Genomic DNA, 19176 nt, shown 5'->3' on the forward strand with positions numbered 1-19176 from the left:
CGGCCTAGGGCGTTAATTTGCCGTTCGGCGGAATGCGTGGTTTTTCAGCATGCCGAACAGGACCGGGATATCCCGCGAAAACATCAGGTACAGGCAAGGGACCAGCAACAGGGAAATGGCCGTTGCCGCCAGAATCCCGTAGCCGAGGGAGATGGCCATGGGAATCATAAATTTGGCCTGCACCGACTTTTCAAAAATCATTGGCATCAAGCCACAGAAAGTGGTGACCGTGGTCAACACAATCGGGCGGAAGCGACGGGCGGCGGCGGCCTTGATGGCATCGGTAATAGCCACACCCTGCGTCCGCAGGCGGTTGCCATATTCAATCATTACCAGGGTGTCATTGATCACTACCCCGGCCAGCGCCACCATGCCGAGCAGGCTAACCATACTCAAGCCATACCCCATAATCAGGTGGCCCAGAATTGCGCCAATCACACCGAACGGGATGGCCACCATTACCGTGAGCGGTTGGATATAACTCTTTAGCGGAATCGCCAGCAGAAAATACAAAACTGCCAACGTCAGGGTAAATGTCATCCCCAACGAGGAGAGCCCTTCCCGTTCATCCGCCTGTCGCCCTTCATACGACAGGCTCAGTCCAGGGTAGCGCGCCAATAATTGCGGCACGACTGTCTGATCAAGCTCGTTTATTACCAGTGCGGCCTGGTCTGCCGGTTCCACTTCCGCGGTCACCGTCATTACTCGCCGACCTTCGCGGCGGTTGATAGTGGCATAGGCACGGCCCTGATCAATCACCACCAAATCGGGCAGTGGCAGCCACACACCGTTGCCGGCTCGAATCAGGATATTGTTTACATCGTCGAGAGTGACCCGTTCTTCTTCCGGCAAGCGCACCATCACCTTTACCTGATCGCGCCCGCGCTGCTGGCGCAACGCCTCGGCACCGTACAGGGAGGCGCGTAACTGGCGGCCAATTTCTTCGGCGGTCAGGCCGAGACTTTTTGCGGTATCGGTAAGGGTCAGGTCGAGCTGGCGCTTGCCCTGGGACACCCCAGGGTCGATATCGCCCACGGCTGGAAAGCCTGACAGACCGGCCGCCAGCTGCGTCGCCGCTTCTTCCAGCAGATCGGTATCGGTGTGCCGCAATTCAATAGTCAGTGCAGGTCCCGCACCGGGACCACCGCGGTCGCTGGCAAAACTTGAACTGAGCGCGCCGGGCACCGTGCCCACTTGCCGCCGCCAACGACGCACAAAATCCCCGGTGGACACTTCGCGCTTATCACCGGGCGTCAGGTAGACATCAACCTGTACCGTGTCATTACGGATCAGACCACGCATACCGATAAATACACCTTCTCTGCCGGTCTCCTCGAGAATCACATCGGCAGCGCTCATAATCTGCGTTCGCGCGCGTGCCAGCTGGGCTTCCGCAGTACCGGGAGGAAAGGTCACCTGTACCCGGCCAGTATCACGCTCAACTCTGGGCATCAGGGTAAAGCCCATGCGACCACTGGCGGCGTAGCCACTCATCACAATTAAAATGGAGATCGCGACCGATATGGTGAAGTAGCGATGCCGCACACAGGTATCCAGCAGCGGTTTGAAGCGCTGCTCCACGAAGCGGTCCAGGCCTCGCGCCACCATTTTCTGGCGTGCCGCCAAGCGTCGCGCCGAACGACTTTTGTGTCCCCGCTTGGAATGCGCCAAATGCGCGGGCAGGATAAATAGCGCTTCTACCCAAGAGACAACGAATACCGACCCTACCACGAACGGGATAACCCCAAAGATCTTGCCCATAAAACCGGGCAGCTGGGTCAGGGGGATAAAAGCGACGATATTGGTAAGAATCGCAAAAGTCAGTGGCACCGCCACCTGACGCGCACCCGCTACAGCCGCATCAAAATTACTGTAACCACGCTGGCGCCATTCATAGATATTTTCACCCGCGATGATCGCGTCATCGACCACGATCCCCAACGCAATAATGAACGCAAACATACTGACCATGTTGATCGATATGTCCATCCACGGCAGGAACAACAAAGCCCCCAGAAAGCTAATTGGGATACCCAAGGTCACCCAGAACGCGAGGCGCAGCTCTAGGAAAATACCGAGAACCACAAACACCAGCAGCAAGCCGATAAAGCCATTTTTCAGCAACAGGGACAGGCGCTCTTTAAATATTTCCGAGTCATCATCGCGCACAGTGACAAAAACCCCAGGGGGCAGGCTCTGGCGCACCTCATCCAGTACCGCATGGGTCGCCTTGCTTACACTCATTGGCGTTTGATCGCCGACCCGGAATACGTCAATACCGGCCGCCGGTTCCCCGTTAAACACCATATTGCGCGGTTCATCTACCAGCGCATCGCGGATGGTCGCAATATCCCGCAGGCGCACAGTGCCGCCAGCGGGGCTCTGCGCCACGGCGATATCACCAAATTGTCGGGCCCAATCTTTACGCTCGGTAACCCGCACCAGAATTTCCCCGGCTTCCGACTTTACCCCGCCCGCCGGCACATCGACCGCCGCATCGCGCACCAACTGAGAGATAAGAGGCAGCGACAGGTTATAGCGTCGTAGGTCGTCCCGATGCACCTCGATAGCCACCTCGTAATCACGCACCCCGTAGGCTTCCAGCTGCGTGATATCCGGATGGGCTTCAAGCTTGTCATATACCTGCATAACGAATGCGCGCAGGGTACGATCGTCCACATTGCCGTGCACCACAATGTCGAGCACGTCCCTTTTGCGCTCGACGAGAGTCACTTGTGGACGTTCTATATCGTTGGGAAAAGTCGATACCCGGTCGATCGCCGCCTGTACGTCCTGGAAAACCTTGCTGGCGTTGGCGTCCTCGTTCAATTCAAGGGTCAAGCTCGCGCTGCCCTCACCAGCCGTCCCCCGTAACTCCTTGATGCCCACGAGCCCGGTTACTGCCTGCTCTGCCGGCACCAGTACCCCCCGCTCCACTTCTTCCGGACTGGCACCCGGGTAGGAAATGTTCACGGTCACCATGTCCAGACTGAATTCCGGAAACACTTCTTTTTTGATGGTGAGAGAAAAAATCAGACCGCCAATCAGAAACACCAGCATCAACAGGTTTGCCGTCACATGGTTGTGTGTCATCCACGCGATGGCACCACGACTAGTATCGATCGGCGGCCGTTTACCGTGAAACAATGGGTCGTTGGGGTTGCTCATCCGCGCTCACCATCAGTGCCTTTTTTAATAGTCTCTGGTGATTGCTCCGGCAGCTCGGGCGGGGTCGATCCGTCACGGGCACCTAGGCCTTTATTGCTGCGCCGGAGTTCGGGCTTAATCGGCTGCCCTGAGGGCGCTGCACTTTTCTTGGTACGAACCGGCATATTCTCGGTAACGGCGGTAAGACGCGTTGTCACCAGTTCTTCACCGCCCTGCAGCCCGCTATCCAGCACCGCATACTCACCGTCGAAATGGGAAACGGCTACCGGCTGAATATGCAACTTTCCGTCTCTCACGATCCAAACCCGGTTGCCGTCCTGCAGCGCCGTCAGCGGAATACGCACTTGCTGCCCTGCACTGCGGCCGGTGATTTCCACGCGCGCGAGATCATTTAGCAACAAGCGCGGTTCACGAGGGTTTTCCATGCTCAGAGGATCGGCCAGTTCAATCAACACGCGCCCCAACCGGCCCTGCTCTTCCAGCACAGGAATGACACGCACAAATTCGCCGGCACGCGACTCTCCTATCGGCCACTGGCTGCCATGAATCTCGACTTTGGCACTGGGGGTGTTTAACTGCGGCAATTGCCGGGCCGGTACTTCGACCTCGATCTGAAAGCGGTCAGCGCCGGCGACGGTGTACATCACGGTGCCGGGTGCGACCCGATCACCGACATCCACGCTGCGGGCCACCAGCAACGCATTAAAGGGAGCGCTAATCTCGGTCAATCGCAGGTCGCGCTCGGCCAGTTTTACCTGGGCTTCCGCCGAATCCACCCGCGCTCGAGCGGCCGCCAGCTGCGGTTCACGAAGTACCAGTGACAGGTCTGCGTCGGGCAGTGAGCTTCCCAGCAGCTCATACTCTTCCTCGGCAACCAGGCGCTGGCCCTGCTCCTGCTGGAGTTCCGCGCGGCGCTCCGCCAAGGCACTGCGCGCTGACTGTAATGCAAGCTGATAGGGTTCCCGCTCAATCTGTAAAAGTCGCTCGCCTTTCTCTACGGTGGAACCAGGCCCGAGATCGTAATTCAACCACTCTACCCGCCCATCCACTTGCGGTTGCAACTCAACCTCTTCGCGCGCAGTAACCTTGCCGAGGGCCTGAATGGTCAGGGGGAATTCGCCACGCTCTGCCTGCGTCACCTCCACCAGTAACGGCGGCGCCTTGCGCTCCCCCCGTTGCATGGTTGGTTTTTCTCGCAGCAGCCAACTGGAGACTGCAGACGCCAACACGATCAGCAAGATCGGGATGGCTATATTCCAGTTGATTTTGTTTAGCATTTCAGCTCCGGCTATTCGACCTCACGGGCCGATTGCTCATTCAGTGTGTGTCGGGAAATTTCGCTCAATCCACTTGAGTGCTATAGACATCCAGCTCCACCGGCAATGGCTCGGGGAGATCCTCTATAGGTAGCCCACCCGACAATGCGCGATACAGAGTTACCCTGTTTTCCAGAAGCTCCCGCCGTGCAGTTAGCAGCTCCCGCTGCAACAACTGCTGGTTGTTGGTTGATGACAGTACGTTAAGGAAGTCGACAGAACCCTGGCCATACGCGCGCCGTTGGCGCAGCGTAATTTGATCCGCCAGCTGTGTGCGGGTTTCCAGATAAGACAAACGTGTTCGAATCGCCTGCTCGTTAATCAGCGCCTGCTCGACCTCGGAAAGCGCCTGCATCACAGTATTTCGAAACAGGGCCCAGCGCTCCTGTTCGGCTGCGGCCTGCTCACGTTTGCGTGCGGCCAGATTGCCACCATCGAAGATCACGCCTTCTAACGCGAGACTCAGGTTCAGCAGCCAGTCGTTGGCGATATCCGAAATTGAGGTGCCGCCCCCCGAGAAAAACATATCGAAAGAAAGTGTCGGCAGCCGCTCAGCCCAGGCCTGCGCGGAGAGATAGTGCCCCTGCAACACTTCCCGCTGGGCGCGCTGAACATCCGGCCGGCGCAGCAACAGTGCCGTGGGGAAACCGGTATCGGGCAGCGCGGGTAAAACCGGTAAACCGGCATCAACAAACGCCGCTGGCGGCAATGCATCTGCGCTCATGCCCAACAAGGCAGCCAATTGGGTCAGCAACAAATCGGCATTCGCCCGGCTCTGAGCAAGATCCTGCAGCGACTGCTCAACCAGCTGCCGTTGCTGCAACACATCGGCTGCCGCAATAATCCCGCTACCGAAGCGCAACTCCAGCGCGCGCAAGGTTTTCTCGTTCACCTCGAGCTGTGCGCTGAGGAGATGTTCCTGGCCGCGCTGCTCCTGCAGCTGCAACCAGACACCGGCGACCTCTGCCGCGAGGGTGAGTGCGGCGGTCTGCACATTCATTTCCTGCGCCAGGCGGCCGGCCTCCGCGGCACGCGCGCCACTGCGTACCCGCCCCCACAAGTCCACTTCGTAGCTCGCCGCGAGATTGCCGGTCCAGGTATTGCCCTGGTTCTCGCCACCGGCGAAATCAAAGCCATCACCTGAAGAGCGCTTCTGCTCGGTATTTTCCAGCCGCCCCGTCAACCGGGGCCAGAAACCACTGCGCGCCTGCGCCGCCACCGCGTCAGCCTGGGCCAGACGCCAGTAGGTAGCCTGTAAATCCGGGTTTTCCGCCAGCGCATGGTCGACCAAAACATCCAACCTCGCATCGCCAAAGCTCTGCCACCAACGCTGCGCCATGTGCGCATTGCCACTGGCCACAAACTGGTTCGGCAGGCCCAGCGATTCCTGTGGCAGCTGCGGTGGTAACGGGGGCGCACCACTGCATCCAGCAAGACCCAGGGCTGCCGCAAACCCACTCATTCCTAATAATTTCGGCAGCTTGCCCATGAACTCCGCTTGTCCTAGCAGTTTGCTCTAAAGAAGTTAGTTTTAATTATCAAAGCTAATAACCGGTGCTCCAAGACGATTTACCTTTGTTTACCCAAACCATGCTTTTTGGGCGGATGACCATAGGGCCTTGCACCAGAAACAGCGCCCGCCCTCTCGGGTCGAGGTGATTTTCCTGCGATCGGCCCGAATGGCAGGATACTCTTTCGAAATGCCCCACCAAAAAAAGTGATCACAAACGTGAAATTGGCTCTGGGCTCCGCTATGATGGCGCAGCAATTGATCATGCACTGCGCATCCCGTGACTGACTAAACGGCCCCAGCCTTTCACGAGCGGTATCGCCCATTGAATCTACGGTAATTTGCCTACCATAGACGTGTGCGTGATCGAGAATCCCTTGTTTACTGACCATGTACGGGTTCAACACATGAGCAAAAATCAGCCACTGGCACACTGGGACGACATCCTGCTTCTGGACCGTCAACTGAGCGACGAAGAGCGCATGATCCGCGACACCGCACGGGAATACTGTCAGTCGCGACTGATGCCACGTGTGCTCGAAGCCAACCGCAACGAAATCTTCCATCGCGAAATTATGGAAGAAATGGGCGAGCTTGGCCTGCTGGGTTCCACCATCGAAGGCTACGATTGCGCCGGTTTGAACTATGTCTCCTACGGTCTCGTCGCGCGGGAAGTAGAACGTGTCGACTCCGGTTACCGTTCGGCGATGAGCGTGCAGTCCAGCCTGGTGATGCATCCGATTTATGCGTACGGTAGCGAAGAGCAAAAGCAGAAGTACCTGCCGAAGCTCGCCTCTGGTGAGTGGGTAGGCTGCTTTGGCCTCACCGAACCCGATGCTGGCTCCGATCCCGGCGGCATGAAGACCCGCGCCAAGAGTGTAGATGGCGGCTACCGCCTCACCGGCTCCAAGATGTGGATCACCAATAGCCCCATCGCCGATGTGTTTGTGGTTTGGGCCAAAGACGATGAAGGTCATATTCGCGGCTTCGTACTGGAAAAAGGTATGGAAGGCCTGAGCGCGCCAAAAATCGAGGGCAAGTTCTCCCTGCGCGCTTCCATCACCGGTGAAATCGTGATGGACAACGTGTTTGTTCCGGAAGAAAACCGCTTCCCAGACATCAAAGGCCTGAGCGGACCTTTCGGCTGCCTGAACCGCGCGCGCTACGGTATTTCCTGGGGCGCCATGGGTGCGGCGGAATACTGCTGGCACGCGGCCCGTCAATACGGCCTGGATCGCAAGCAGTTCAACAAACCGCTGGCACAAACCCAGCTGTTCCAGAAAAAGCTCGCGGACATGCAGACCGAGATCACGCTGGGCCTGCAGGCTTCCCTGCGTGTTGGGCGCCTGATGGACGAGCAGAAAGACTTCGATCCAACAATGATCTCCCTGGTGAAACGCAATAACTGCGGTAAAGCCCTGGATATTGCCCGTATCTCCCGTGACATGCACGGTGGTAACGGTATTGCGGACGAGTTCCACGTTATTCGCCACGCGATGAACCTGGAAGCGGTGAATACCTACGAAGGTACCCATGACGTGCACGCGCTGATTCTCGGCCGTGCGCAGACCGGCCTGCAGGCATTCTTCTAAGAGCCTGTACTCCGCGCGCCCTTAAGGCCCATAATCTGGGCAACTGAGGGCGCGCGCTACTACCGACCGGCAGCCAGATTCTGCCGACACTCCCCTGTGAAATCAGCGTCTTGACGCCCTCTTCCCGATCGACAGGTGCTCATTAGCCCGTATTACCTCTTACTCTGTACCCACGTGGCCCGAACCGGATGGAACAACTTCTCTACTGGTGTGACCTAATCGGTATCGTCATTTTCGCCTTTACCGGAGTATTGGCCGCGGGTCACAAACAGATGGATCTATTTGGTGCCGTAGTCCTCGCCTGTGTCACCGCCACCGGCGGCGGAACCATTCGCGATATCATTCTGAATATCCCGGTTTTCTGGCTCCACAATAGCCACTACCTGGGTATTGCCGCGGCCACCGGTGTGGCCAGTTTCTATGTGATTCGCTATTTCAGTGTGCCCATGCGGCTGCTGATGATCGCCGACGCGGCTGGACTGGCGGTATTCGTGGTCATTGGCACACAAAAGGCGCTAAGCCTCGGTTTTTCGCCAGGGATTGCCATGGTGATGGGCGTAATGACCGGCACTTTTGGCGGACTCATACGGGATATCCTGTGTGGCGACATTCCCCTGTTACTGAGACGGGAAATTTATGCCACCGCGGCCTTGAGTGGCGCCGCCGCACTGGTGATACTGGACGAGCTCGACATGCTGCCCGGAGAACTCGTGGTAGCCATCGCAATAGTGGTCACTCTGTCGATCCGCTTAGCCGCCTTGCGCTGGAATCTGTCTGCACCGATCGCTCGTTTCGGGCCGGAGTGAGACACCAGCAGTCGTATTATTTGGATTTTGAACTGTCTTATGCCGTTACCCTCTTCCACTTTCTTGCGTCTGTTGCAACGATCCTCCACTGGCCGTATCTGCCTCATCGCGTTACTGATATTGCCCGCCGTATTGACCGGCTGCACCCGCGAAGATCCAACAGACCCCTTATCCCCCAGCCGTCTGATTCCAAAGTCCTGCTGGTTTGATACCGAAGCCAGCTGGCCAACCACCCAGTGCTTCATGATGGAAGTGCCTGAGGATCACGCCAAACCCGAAGGCCGCAAGATTCAGTTCCCGGTGGTGCGTTTTTTTGCGGAAATCAGCGACCCGGATAAAGAACCATTACTGCACCTGGGTGCCGGCGGCCCTGGTGCCAGCCTCGGGCTGGAGCCCCAGAATGCCAGCGACTGGCTGTGGGTGAACTACTCATCCATGACGGTGGAAGATGGCCGCGACCTGATTGTGATGGACCCGCGCGGCACCGGCATGGCGAGTCCGAAACTCTCCTGCGATGAATTTATTGAAGACGCAGATCTCGCGTTTACACGCCGCTTAAGTAGCGACGAGGAAGCCCGAGTGTTTACCTATAGCATGGAGCGCTGCTACAGCCGCCTCAGTGCAATAGCCGACCTTTCCCAATACAACAGCGCGGTTGTTGCGCAAGATGTGGAAGCACTGCGCAAAGCGCTGGGCATTCCCAAACTCAACCTGTACGGCGTATCCTATTCCACCCGCTACGCGCTGACCGTTGCCCGTGACTTCCCTGAATCCGTACGTGCGATGGTGCTGAACAGTGCCGTCTTTCCGGAAATTATCTACACACAAACATTGCCAACAGATGTCACTGCTGCGTATCAACGCGGTGTCGACTACTGCCGTAAAGACAAGGATTGCAACAAGCGCTACCCGGACCTCGAACAACGTCTGGAAGCACGAGTACAGGCACTGGATGAATCCCCCCTTGTGGTGAAGACAGGCAATATTCGCGCGGGCCAACAATACCCATTTGTACTCAGCGGCCAGCGCCTGTTACGGGTGCTCTTCCAGGCCCTGTACAACGAGGGTTTCTACAAAGAACTTCCGGCAATTATCGAAGAACTAGAGTCGGACCAGGCAGAGCTACTCAAGCCCTCCATCGCCAGTTTTATGGGGCTGGTGCTCGACCCCAACTTTGGTGATGCCGCAGGCATTAGCCATTTTTGCTTTGAAGAAGCCCCCTTCGTTGACTTCGATGAGGCCAGTCAGCTTGCAGCCAAGAGCGGCATCCTCGGCAGTTCTGTACGCGCGGACATCGACATGATGCAGATGCAGTGTCGAATCTGGGCCATGCCCGCAGCGCCGATGCTCGAGTCACAAGCCATTCAAACCCCGGTACCCACACTGGTGATGCACGGCGCCCTGGACCCGGTGCTATCAGTTGACGATGCCGATGCCGCGCGTAAGAAGCTGCCTAATCACCAGTGGGTGCTTTTCCCCGAACTGTCACACGATGTCATTTCCGCAAGCGAATGTGCGGAACAGGCCGCGGCAGACTTCCTTGATCGCCCGGAGTCGTCAATCGCCGAAAGCGTACTCAGCTGTCGAAAAGAAGAGCTCGAGCGGCAAGCGCAACTGGAGGCAAAAATTGCCGAACTGGAATCTCAGCGCACACAGGAGAAAGGTGAACAGCCCCCACTCCCCGACGAAGCCTCACGAGCAGAGGGCCAGCGCCACACGCCAACCGTAAGTGGCAGTCGCTACACCGAAAACCCATAAGGGGTTAACACGGTAATCGGTGAACTTGTTTGCGTACCAGGACTGTCTCCTTAGGCGCTGGACAAATCGTTTCCAGCAGCTTAATTTGAGGCGCTATAAAGACAATAAAAAGCAGTTGCTATGAATTATCAGGGTGTGATTGAAGTCACCGAGCTGGCTGAGCTGCAAAAGCAGCAGAGCCTTGGGGATGGCCAGTTGGTCGTCCTGGATTGCCGTTATGATCTGGCGGACACGGAAGCCGGGCAACAGGCTTTTGAACATGCGCATATCCCCGGTGCCCAGTATGCGAGTTTGCACCGGGACCTCTCCGCACCTACCGAGCGTTATGGCGGCCGCCACCCGCTCCCTTCCGCACAGCAATTTTCCGTATTTGCCCGCAGCCGGGGGATCAACGAAGACACACAGGTTGTGCTGTACGACGCACAGCGCTTTGCCTTCGCAGCCCGCGCCTGGTGGCTGCTGCGCCATTTCGGCCACACCAATGTCGCAATTTTGAACGGCGGTCTCGGTGCCTGGCAGGCATCGGGTATGGATCTCGAGAGTGGCGAAACGCAGGCGCCCGCGCCGGGCAATTTTGCGGCCAAAGCCCAGACGGGTGAGCTGCTGAGCTACAGCGATATCTACGCCAACCTGGAAAAGCCACCGTGGAAATTGGTGGACGCCCGTGAGAACAAGCGATTTCTCGGTAACGAAGAGCCGATCGATCCGATCGCCGGGCACATTCCCGGTGCAATCAATAAGCCCTGGCAAGAAGTCACGGATGGGGACGGCAAAATTTTGCCATTGAGTGCACTGCAAGCGCACTGGCAAAGCATCCCGGCGGATGATGCCATCGTGTGTTATTGCGGATCAGGCGTTACCGCCTGTGTAAACCTGTTTTCGCTACACTTGATCGGCCGCGAGGCCCGCTTGTATGCGGGCAGCTGGAGTGATTGGTGCGCGCACATTCTTCATCCGCGCAACGCACCCGTCAAAGCCTAAAGCAGAAACGGTGTAGATCAGGGGTCAGCGCAGCAGACAGGCTCCCGTTCCCGCCAAGCCACAATAGCCACCTGGATTTTTCGCCAGATACTGCTGGTGATCTTCCTCCGCATAGAAAAATGTCGGGGCAGGCTCGATGTCGGTGGTGATCGCACCAAACCCCTTTTCTCCCAGTGCCTGCTGGAAAGCCGCTTCCGAAGCGCGTGCCTGCTCGGCCTGATCGTCGCTGTAGGTGTAGATCACGGAGCGATATTGAGTTCCGAGGTCGTTCCCCTGGCGCATACCCTGGGTTGGATCATGCTCCTCCCAAAAGCGGCACAACAATTCCTCGTAACTGACTTTCGCAGGGTCAAATACCACTAAAACCACTTCCGCGTGGCCTGTGCCACCGGAACACACCTCGCGGTAATTCGGGTTTGGCGTGACGCCGCCGGCATAGCCCACCGCCGTCACCCAAACGCCCTCGATCTCCCAGAACAGACGCTCGGCACCCCAGAAGCAGCCCATGCCAAACACCGCCTGCTCCATTCCTTGAGGGAATGGCGGCACCATCGTGTTGCCGGAAACAAAGTGCTTACCAGAGATCGGCATAGGCTCCGCGCGACCTGGCAGAGCCTCATCTGGGGTAGGAATACGGGATTTATCGAACTGCATGGTGTGTACCTCAAATATCCGTTCTCGCCGGCGGCTTGAACTATTCGCCTGCGAGCATAATACAGCCGGAGGCCTTCATTGGTTGCGAAGTCTGCCACTCGAAGTATTGCGCGTCGAGTTTTTCTACCGCCTGCTCGCCCAGGCTGCGAAATGGGGAGCGTCCCGGGTCTACCAGCATCACCCGCCCGACTCCCGCGCGCAATGCCCGCCGTGTCAGGTTGAATAGCGGCGCCTCAAGCTGGTCCCAGAAGCAGATATCCGTACCGATCACTGCGTCAAACTCGGTCAACGCAGCCTGCGTGACTTTTTCATACCGGCATTGCCAGGTTGTAATCTCTACGCCATTCAGCGCCGCATGATAATTCGCGAATGGAAATACGCTGGGGTCGGCATCCAGAGATGTCACTTTCGCATCAAACGCCTTCGCGCAGAAAATGCCACCCAGCCCCCATCCACACCCCAGGTCCAGCACACGCGCCCCTTTCTTTAACGGGTGTTTCTCCAGGTAATCCATCGTAAGGCACGAGCTCTTCCAGAACTTGTTGCCATGTAGGCTCGCGTCCCCAGCCTCCCGGCGCAGTTTGCGCATGTCTGGGTGCGCATTTTTCCGCACAAGCAAGCCAAACATTGAACGGCTTAGAGGATCGCTTTCAACCAATGGACTACTCCAGACGGGGTTACGTTAACGACATGGGCGGGGCGGAAAAATCCGCTGAAAGAATGTTGCCCCTGCCAAATATGCGCAGTGTACCTATTCCACGGTACCAGTTCAGCCAGCTGGTCTATTTTTGCTGATGAGCCGCAACAAGGGCTTGCACCTCATTAGCGCTTATTGCGTGGCGGCAAACTCGCAACACATTCTGTATCAAGAGGCACAGAAATGCATAAAAACACTCGCAGACAATTGCTGGCAGCTGCTGCCCTGCTTTTCGTCGGCGAGAGTTACGCGGTACCAATTTATGAAGGTACCGACGTAACCCTGTCGATGACGGGTTACTTTACCGCGCATATGGTGAACTCCTACGGCGAAACCATTATGCAAGATGGTGCATCGCGGATAGCGTTTGTGCTCGACACCCCTGCCTACGGCGGCTGGGATACGGGATTCCACCTCGAGTGGGGTGTGGCCGCCATTTCATCTGCGCAAGATTTGATTGTCCAGGGGGACCAGCAGGTATCTCCGGACAACCGCGACTTATCCCTCTATCTACGCCAGGGAAATGCCCACGCGGAACATAAGAAATGGGGACGATTCTCTGCGGGCAAACAATGGGGCGCCTACTACGAAGTCACCTATATAACGGACTGGTACAACGTATCCGGTGGCCTGGCGAGCGGCACCTATTCATACGGGACCGATGGTGGCAGCACCGGCAGCGGGCGCGCGGACAGTGCGCTCGCCTGGCGCAAGGCCTGGGAGTTCGACAACAGCGAATTCAAGATCGCAATCCAGCGCGCCGCCCATGTGGCAGACTTGAATATCAGTATCAGAGGTATTCTTGGCCCAAATACTCTATTTGTTTGCCCTCCTCGTGACTGCGAGTTCGGACAAAGCCATGGCATTGCCATGGTTTATCGCGCCAACGTGGGCAAGGGGATTATGCTGGGGGCGGCCTACAACCGAGTGAAACTCGATATCACCTCAAATAATGGTGAGATATTCGAAATCATAAATGGCGAGGAAATCCTGATTGCCAGGAACGTTCCGATCAGTGCAAGCACCAATACCTGGGCAAGTGCCATTGGAGCGTATTACGGAGGCGATCCGTTTACCAAAGGATGGTACGTCGCCGGTGTCGTGCAACGCTCCCAGAACAACGAGCTGGCTCCAGTTGGTGCGGTAACGGGTATAACGAACTTCTTTGATGCCAAGGGCTCCGAGTCTTTTATCAGCTACACCTGGGGTGCCAACGATTGCTACTCACTCTACGGCGGACACAACTATCTGGTATCCGACGATCCGTCTTTTGATGCAGCTCTTGTAGAAGACAACCGATTCAAGCTGGCCCAGTACTATTACGGTTTCCAGTATCAGTGGAACAAGCGGGTACGCCTGTATATGGAGAATGCGGCGGATGCGAGCAATCGGGTTGCGCGCCCGGTAGCGAGTGACTTTATAGCCGTCGGCTTTCGAATCGACATCTGATACGCTTGCGCTCTGAGTAACCTTTCGATCCCGGAGCAGTAGACCTTGGGCCGTATCATCCTGTTAATTGCCGTGGCGATTTTCGCCTGGCTCGCCGTCCAGAAATTCAAGTACAGTCCACCGGAGCAACGGCGCAAGCTGGTAATCCAGTGGGTGCTGATTGCACTGGCGTTGGGTGCGGTGCTGCTCGCGGTTACCGGCCGCCTGCACTGGGTAGGTGCTGCGGTGGCCATTGTCTTACCTATTCTCAATCGCCTGTGGCGCACGTTTGGCCGCCACCTGCCCTGGATTGCACCGCTAATCGCAAAGCACGCGCAGGCGCGCGCACAAAAACAGCAGGAGAAATCCCAACGCGCGCGATCTGAAGAAACTGGTGAAGGTCAGGCCCACGGGAAACCGGAATCAGAACCACAGCTCACCCTCGCCGAAGCACGCAAGATTCTCAGCGTCCCCGCCAATGCGAGCCGCGAAGAAATCATCGGCGCTCATCGCAAGCTGATTCAAAAATTCCACCCGGATCGCGGTGGCAGCGACTACCTTGCATCACGCATCAACGCGGCCAAAGCCCTGTTACTCAAAAACCTGGACGGCCAGTAGACGCAGTCGCCGCGCCTAGGCTCGGCGACACAGCAAGTGGACGTAACGCGCCATTTGGCGGTAAGGATCAATGCGGGAATAGCGCAGCTCTTTTTCCACGATGGGCTCGGGTGGCAACCTATCGCGCATTTCCGGTGTCATAAAATCGTGAAAACAACGGATGCCACTGTGCGCTACGACGCTGAGCCCCGCCTGCGCGACCCAATCCATGACGTCTTCCGTTAGCAAAGGATTTTGCGGTGTCAGGCTGCCAGGATGGCCACCCCAATTGCCACTTTCGAGGTGTCGATCTAACTGACGCAAACTGCCGCGCTGTAGCAGGCGAAACTCCAGCGCGCGGCGATTGTAAAACGTCAGGGACAGGTAGCCACCGGGCTTGAGCTTATCGGCCAGATGGACCAGTGCCTGCTGCGGCTCTGCCAACCATTCCAAGACCGCATGACACAACAGCAGGTCTGCCGGTGGTATATCCGCTGTCTGGGGCAAATCCTGCAGCGCTAACTGCTTCAGGGTTACGCGATCCTGCAGGCCTTTTGCCTCCACCGCATCATTCGCCAGATCGAGCATTGCGCGGGAAATATCGGTAATCCACACACGACTGCCCGCTTCCGCCAGATCCAGGGCAAACTGCCCCTGGCCACCGCCGGCATCGATCACCACCGGCGCCGGGTTATCGCCCTGCTCTCGCCCCACGCTCAGATAAGACGCGAGATCCCGCTGCAACACGGCCAGACGAATTTCGCCTTTCAGCCCACCATAGATACGCTTCTTGAACCGCTCAGCAAGATCGTCGAAATTTCGATCAGCCATCAGCCGCTATTTTTCCCGCACTTGATCCAGTGAGCGCCCCTCGGCGGCAAGAATGACCTGTAAAGTGCGGGAGCGGAACTCGCGCATGTACAGGACCCACACGACGGACAGAAAGCCCAAAATGAATAGCAGTGGGTGCACGAACCAACCCATCACCGCCATAGAGAAGTAGACGCAGCGCAGCCCGTAATTATAGCTATGGCCAGCCTGATCAATCACTTTTGCCGCACTGATGGCGTAGCGGCGGCGGTCATCGCTGGAAATTTCGTCCTCTTTTACCGCCGGAGCCGCCCCCAGTAACACATTGGCAAAAGAGTACTGGCGCAGTGACCAGGTAAAATTGAAGAACGCAAAAATGTAGATGAGGATGAGCACCAGGACTTTGAGCTCAAATTGCTCAACGGTCGTGGTCTGGGCAAAAGGCAGGCTGCTCAGCACCTCAACCGCGGCAATGTTCGCCGATAGCGCCGTAACCAAACCCGCAAGAATCAGAATGCTGGTCGACGCGAAAAAACCGATTACCCGCTCGAGATTGCTAAGGATCGCCGCATCCGCCACGCGCATATCCCTCTCCAACATGCGCAGCATCCATTCGACCCGGTACCACTGCATCGATGAAGCGAGGCACCAGGCGGTCTTGGCCTTGCGGCGAGCGAACACGGTGTAGCCTGCCCAGGTAAGGCAAAAGCCCGCAAGACTCGCAAAATCCATCCAGTTCAACGCACAACCCCCTTTAGACTACATTTATGGCGTCATCGAAATATAGGTAAAACAAGGTGCGAAGTTTCGCACCCATGGCGCATGTGTCAACAGCGGCCTGTCAACCCTGTCAATTCAATGCCGCTCAGCGCTAAAATGGCCGCCGATTTTACCCCGGAAATTGCCAAGCCCCCGGGGAACGCTAATTACCCACTGGAGCTTTCTTTTGAGCAACGTACACCCCGCATTCGAACCAGTAACCAGTGCCGAGATCGAATCCCTCGGCGTTCGCGTGGAAGAGTACCGTCATCGCGCCACCGGCGCCCAGCATCTGCACATTGCATCAGACAATTCTGAAAACGTATTTCTGGTCGCCCTGCGCACCGTCCCCCACGACTCCACAGGGGTGGCGCATATCCTTGAGCATACGGCACTGTGTGGTAGTGAGAAGTACCCGGTGCGCGACCCCTTCTTTATGATGATCCGGCGCTCACTGAATACCTTCATGAACGCCTTCACCAGCTCCGACTGGACCGCCTACCCATTTGCCAGCCAGAACCGCAAAGATTTCGACAACCTGCTGGACGTCTATCTGGACGCCGTATTCTTTGCCCGTCTGGACCCCCTGGACTTTGCCCAGGAAGGACATCGCCTGGAATTTGCCGAAACCGAAAACCCGCAAAGTGATCTGGTGTTCAAAGGCGTCGTCTTCAATGAAATGAAGGGCGCCATGAGCTCCGTGACCTCACAGCTTTGGCAAAAACTCAGCAAGTACCTGTTCCCCACCAGCACCTACCACTTCAACTCCGGTGGCGAGCCCGCTGACATCCCGGATCTCAGCTATCAGCAGCTGGTGGACTTCTACCGCACCCACTATCACCCCAGCAACGCGATCTTTATGACCTTCGGGGATATTGATGCAGCGGAGCATCAGGCAGTTTTCGAAGAAAAAGCCCTGCACAAATTTGACCAACTCGACGAAAAAATTGCCGTTGAGCGGGAGAAGTTGTACGTAGCGCCGGTGCGCGTCGAAGAAAGTTACCCGCTCCCCGCCGAAGAAGGCGACAAGGAAAAGACCCACATTGTGCTGGGCTGGCTGCTCGGCGATGTTACCGACCTGGAACAATCACTGACTGCACATTTATTGGCCGGTGTACTACTCGACAACAGCGCTTCACCACTGATGCGTCTGCTGGAAACCACGGACCTTGGACAATCCCCTTCTCCCTTATGCGGCCTGGACGACAGCCAGCGTGAGCTGGTGTTTGTGTGTGGCATTGAGGGCAGCGAGCGCGAACGTGCCGACGAGCTGGAGAAACAGGTTCTGAAGGTGCTGGAAGACGTCGCCGAAAATGGCGTGCCCTATGAGCAGATCTCCGCGGCACTGCACCAGCTGGAGTTGCAACAGCGTGAGATCGGTGGCGACGGCTACCCTTACGGCCTGCAGTTGATTCTCACTGCGCTCACTGGCGCGACTCACCGCGGTGATGCCATTGGCCTGCTCAACATCGACGCAACCCTCGAAAAGCTGCGCGAGCAAATCAAGGATCCCAAGTTTATCGCCAACGCGGCGCGCACACTCCTGCTCGAAAACAACCACCGCATACGCCTGGTGCTCTCCCCTGACAGCGAGATGGCAGAGCGCACCGAGCTGGCCGAGAAAGTCCGCCTGGAAGAAATCAAAGCGGGCCTCAACGACCAAGAAAAACAACAGATCATTGAGACCGCCAAGGCACTGGCGGACCGACAGCAGCGCAAAGATGACGAATCCATCCTACCCAAGGTCGGTGTCGAGGATATCCCCGCAGAATTGCCGCGCGTAGATGGCGCCATAGAAGATCTCAACGGCAACAAGATCAGCCGTTACGGCGCTGGCACCAATGGGCTGGTATACCAACAACTGGTTGCGGTATTGCCGGAATTCAGCGATGAAGAGCGCCTGCTGCTGCCTTACTACTGCCAAAACCTCAGCGAAGTGGGCCTGGGCGACAAAGACTATCTGGAAGTGCAACAGTGGCAAGCCGCCGTAGCCGGTTCACTGCACAGCTTCACAAGCCAGCGCACGGCACTGGATAACCTCGACAGTCAGTCCGGCCACTTCATTCTTTCGGGTAAGGCCCTGGCCGCAAACCAGGCCGCGCTGACCGAACTGATGCAGGCCACCATGGAACAGGTGCGCTTTGACGAACTGCCACGCATCAAAGAGCTGCTGCTGCAGACGCTGGCCCGACGCGAACAGTCTGTGGTCGGCAATGGCCACGCGCTTGCCATGGCCGCTGCCAGTGCCGGCTTTAATCGCGCCGCGGCCGATGGCCACGAGTTTGGCGGCCTGCAAGGGCTTCGCCAGCTGCGCGCGCTGGTCAAAGACCTGGATACCGATAGCGGCCTGGAAAATATTGCCGCCACCTTTAACGGAATCCACCAGAAAATCCTCGGCGCCGAGCGCCAATTCCTGGTGATTGGTGAAGAGGACAAACTGTCCGAATTCACCTCCGCACTCAGCCCACTGGCCAGCAGCGGCAGCGGTAACAGCGCGGCGACGAATGGCGCATTCACGCCCCGCCGTGTACAGGAAATGTGGGTTGCCAACAGCCAGGTGAACTTCTGTGCCAAGGCCTACCCCACTGTGCCCATGTCACACCCCGATGCGGCGCCGCTGGCGGTGCTCGGCGGCTTCCTGCGCAATGGCTACCTGCACCGTACCATTCGCGAGCAAGGCGGTGCCTACGGCGGCGGTGCCAGCCACGATGTCACCATTGGCGCCTTCCGCTTCTACTCCTATCGCGATCCGCGCATGGCAGACACGCTCAAGGACTTCGACGCATCCGTGGAGTGGCTGCTGAACGAATCCCATGAAGATCTGCAGGTAGAAGAGGCGATCCTCGGTGTCGTTGGCGGAATGGACAAGCCCGGATCCCCCGCGGGCGAAGCGAAGAAGGCATTCCATTCCAAGCTGTATGGTCGCACCCACGAAGTGCGCCAGGCATTCCGTCGCAAGGTCACCGAGGTAACACTCGACGACCTGCAGCGGGTCGGTAAAACCTACCTGCAGGCAGACAAAGCCAACACCGCAGTGGTTACCGGTAACCATGGCCGCGATGCGGGACTCGCCCTGGACCTGCACGAAGAAAAACTGTGA

At 57.4% G+C, this 19176-nt stretch carries 14 protein-coding genes; 7 read left to right on the plus strand and 7 right to left on the minus strand.

Annotation, left to right across the window (positions count from 1 at the left end; genetic code table 11):
• Window positions 1–12: 12 nt before the first annotated feature.
• The 3 genes from Mag101_RS09145 to Mag101_RS09155 all read right to left on the minus strand — a co-directional run bounded on the left by Mag101_RS09145 (window position 13) and on the right by Mag101_RS09155 (window position 5946).
• Window positions 13–3168 (minus strand): efflux RND transporter permease subunit, encoded by a 3156-nt coding sequence (locus Mag101_RS09145; RefSeq protein ID WP_077403828.1) that lies wholly within the window; start codon window positions 3166–3168, stop codon window positions 13–15.
• On the minus strand, window positions 3165–4445 hold the full coding sequence (locus Mag101_RS09150; RefSeq protein WP_077403831.1) for an efflux RND transporter periplasmic adaptor subunit: 1281 nt from the start codon (window positions 4443–4445) through the stop codon (window positions 3165–3167). Before Mag101_RS09150 ends, Mag101_RS09145 begins: the two co-directional genes overlap by 4 nt.
• 64 nt (window positions 4446–4509) lie before the next feature.
• Complete coding sequence (locus Mag101_RS09155) at window positions 4510–5946, minus strand: efflux transporter outer membrane subunit (RefSeq protein WP_232324966.1); 1437 nt, start codon at window positions 5944–5946, stop codon at window positions 4510–4512.
• A 455-nt stretch (window positions 5947–6401) separates the two neighbouring features.
• On the opposite strand from Mag101_RS09155, the gene Mag101_RS09160 reads away from it, so the two are divergent.
• The 4 genes from Mag101_RS09160 (at window position 6402) to Mag101_RS09175 (ending at window position 11131) form a co-directional block, all read left to right on the plus strand.
• Window positions 6402–7586 (plus strand): acyl-CoA dehydrogenase, encoded by a 1185-nt coding sequence (locus Mag101_RS09160; RefSeq protein ID WP_077403837.1) that lies wholly within the window; start codon window positions 6402–6404, stop codon window positions 7584–7586.
• A gap of 188 nt (window positions 7587–7774) precedes the next feature.
• Window positions 7775–8392, plus strand: a complete 618-nt coding sequence (locus tag Mag101_RS09165) for a trimeric intracellular cation channel family protein (protein WP_077403839.1) — start codon at window positions 7775–7777, stop codon at window positions 8390–8392.
• 39 nt (window positions 8393–8431) lie between these two features.
• Complete coding sequence (locus Mag101_RS09170; protein ID WP_232324967.1) at window positions 8432–10150, plus strand: alpha/beta hydrolase; 1719 nt, start codon at window positions 8432–8434, stop codon at window positions 10148–10150.
• Window positions 10151–10270: 120 nt separating this feature from the next.
• Complete coding sequence (locus Mag101_RS09175; RefSeq protein ID WP_077403841.1) at window positions 10271–11131, plus strand: sulfurtransferase; 861 nt, start codon at window positions 10271–10273, stop codon at window positions 11129–11131.
• 24 nt (window positions 11132–11155) lie between these two features.
• Here Mag101_RS09175 and msrA read toward each other — a convergent pair whose 3' ends face one another.
• Window positions 11156–11785: a peptide-methionine (S)-S-oxide reductase MsrA gene (gene msrA / locus Mag101_RS09180; RefSeq protein WP_077403843.1), complete on the minus strand. Its 630-nt coding sequence runs from the start codon at window positions 11783–11785 to the stop codon at window positions 11156–11158.
• A 40-nt stretch (window positions 11786–11825) separates the two neighbouring features.
• Window positions 11826–12374: a class I SAM-dependent methyltransferase gene (locus Mag101_RS09185; protein ID WP_232324968.1), complete on the minus strand. Its 549-nt coding sequence runs from the start codon at window positions 12372–12374 to the stop codon at window positions 11826–11828.
• Window positions 12375–12665: 291 nt separating this feature from the next.
• Here Mag101_RS09185 and Mag101_RS09190 point away from each other — a divergent pair, with 291 nt between their 5' ends.
• Both Mag101_RS09190 and Mag101_RS09195 read left to right on the plus strand, forming a co-directional pair.
• On the plus strand, window positions 12666–13931 hold the full coding sequence (locus Mag101_RS09190) for a porin (RefSeq protein ID WP_077403847.1): 1266 nt from the start codon (window positions 12666–12668) through the stop codon (window positions 13929–13931).
• A gap of 45 nt (window positions 13932–13976) precedes the next feature.
• Entirely contained in the window at window positions 13977–14528 is a 552-nt protein-coding gene (locus tag Mag101_RS09195) for a molecular chaperone DnaJ (RefSeq protein ID WP_077403849.1), read from the plus strand.
• Window positions 14529–14543: 15 nt separating this feature from the next.
• On the opposite strand, the gene Mag101_RS09200 is transcribed toward Mag101_RS09195, so the two are convergent.
• Complete coding sequence (locus Mag101_RS09200; protein WP_077403851.1) at window positions 14544–15338, minus strand: methyltransferase; 795 nt, start codon at window positions 15336–15338, stop codon at window positions 14544–14546.
• A 6-nt stretch (window positions 15339–15344) separates the two neighbouring features.
• Window positions 15345–16049 (minus strand): DUF599 domain-containing protein, encoded by a 705-nt coding sequence (locus tag Mag101_RS09205; protein ID WP_077403853.1) that lies wholly within the window; start codon window positions 16047–16049, stop codon window positions 15345–15347.
• Between the two features lie 214 nt (window positions 16050–16263).
• On the opposite strand from Mag101_RS09205, the gene Mag101_RS09210 reads away from it, so the two are divergent.
• Window positions 16264–19176, plus strand: coding sequence for an insulinase family protein (locus Mag101_RS09210; protein ID WP_077403854.1), 2913 nt, complete (start codon window positions 16264–16266; stop codon window positions 19174–19176).

Source organism: Microbulbifer agarilyticus, from assembly GCF_001999945.1.
Classification (GTDB): domain Bacteria; phylum Pseudomonadota; class Gammaproteobacteria; order Pseudomonadales; family Cellvibrionaceae; genus Microbulbifer; species Microbulbifer agarilyticus_A.

Excerpts from the sequence above, each read along its gene's own strand:
- Mag101_RS09185 (WP_232324968.1), bottom strand. The coding sequence starts at position 12,374 with ATGCGCAAACTGCGCCGGGAGGCTGGGGACGCGAGCCTACATGGCAAC.
- Mag101_RS09205 (WP_077403853.1), bottom strand. The coding sequence starts at position 16,049 with ATGGATTTTGCGAGTCTTGCGGGCTTTTGCCTTACCTGGGCAGGCTAC.
- Mag101_RS09150 (WP_077403831.1), bottom strand. The coding sequence starts at position 4,445 with ATGCTAAACAAAATCAACTGGAATATAGCCATCCCGATCTTGCTGATC.
- Mag101_RS09200 (WP_077403851.1), bottom strand. The coding sequence starts at position 15,338 with ATGGCTGATCGAAATTTCGACGATCTTGCTGAGCGGTTCAAGAAGCGT.
- msrA (WP_077403843.1), bottom strand. The coding sequence starts at position 11,785 with ATGCAGTTCGATAAATCCCGTATTCCTACCCCAGATGAGGCTCTGCCA.
- Mag101_RS09170 (WP_232324967.1), top strand. The coding sequence starts at position 8,432 with ATGCCGTTACCCTCTTCCACTTTCTTGCGTCTGTTGCAACGATCCTCC.
- Mag101_RS09175 (WP_077403841.1), top strand. The coding sequence starts at position 10,271 with ATGAATTATCAGGGTGTGATTGAAGTCACCGAGCTGGCTGAGCTGCAA.
- Mag101_RS09160 (WP_077403837.1), top strand. The coding sequence starts at position 6,402 with ATGAGCAAAAATCAGCCACTGGCACACTGGGACGACATCCTGCTTCTG.
- Mag101_RS09165 (WP_077403839.1), top strand. The coding sequence starts at position 7,775 with ATGGAACAACTTCTCTACTGGTGTGACCTAATCGGTATCGTCATTTTC.
- Mag101_RS09155 (WP_232324966.1), bottom strand. The coding sequence starts at position 5,946 with ATGAGTGGGTTTGCGGCAGCCCTGGGTCTTGCTGGATGCAGTGGTGCG.
- Mag101_RS09190 (WP_077403847.1), top strand. The coding sequence starts at position 12,666 with ATGCATAAAAACACTCGCAGACAATTGCTGGCAGCTGCTGCCCTGCTT.
- Mag101_RS09145 (WP_077403828.1), bottom strand. The coding sequence starts at position 3,168 with ATGAGCAACCCCAACGACCCATTGTTTCACGGTAAACGGCCGCCGATC.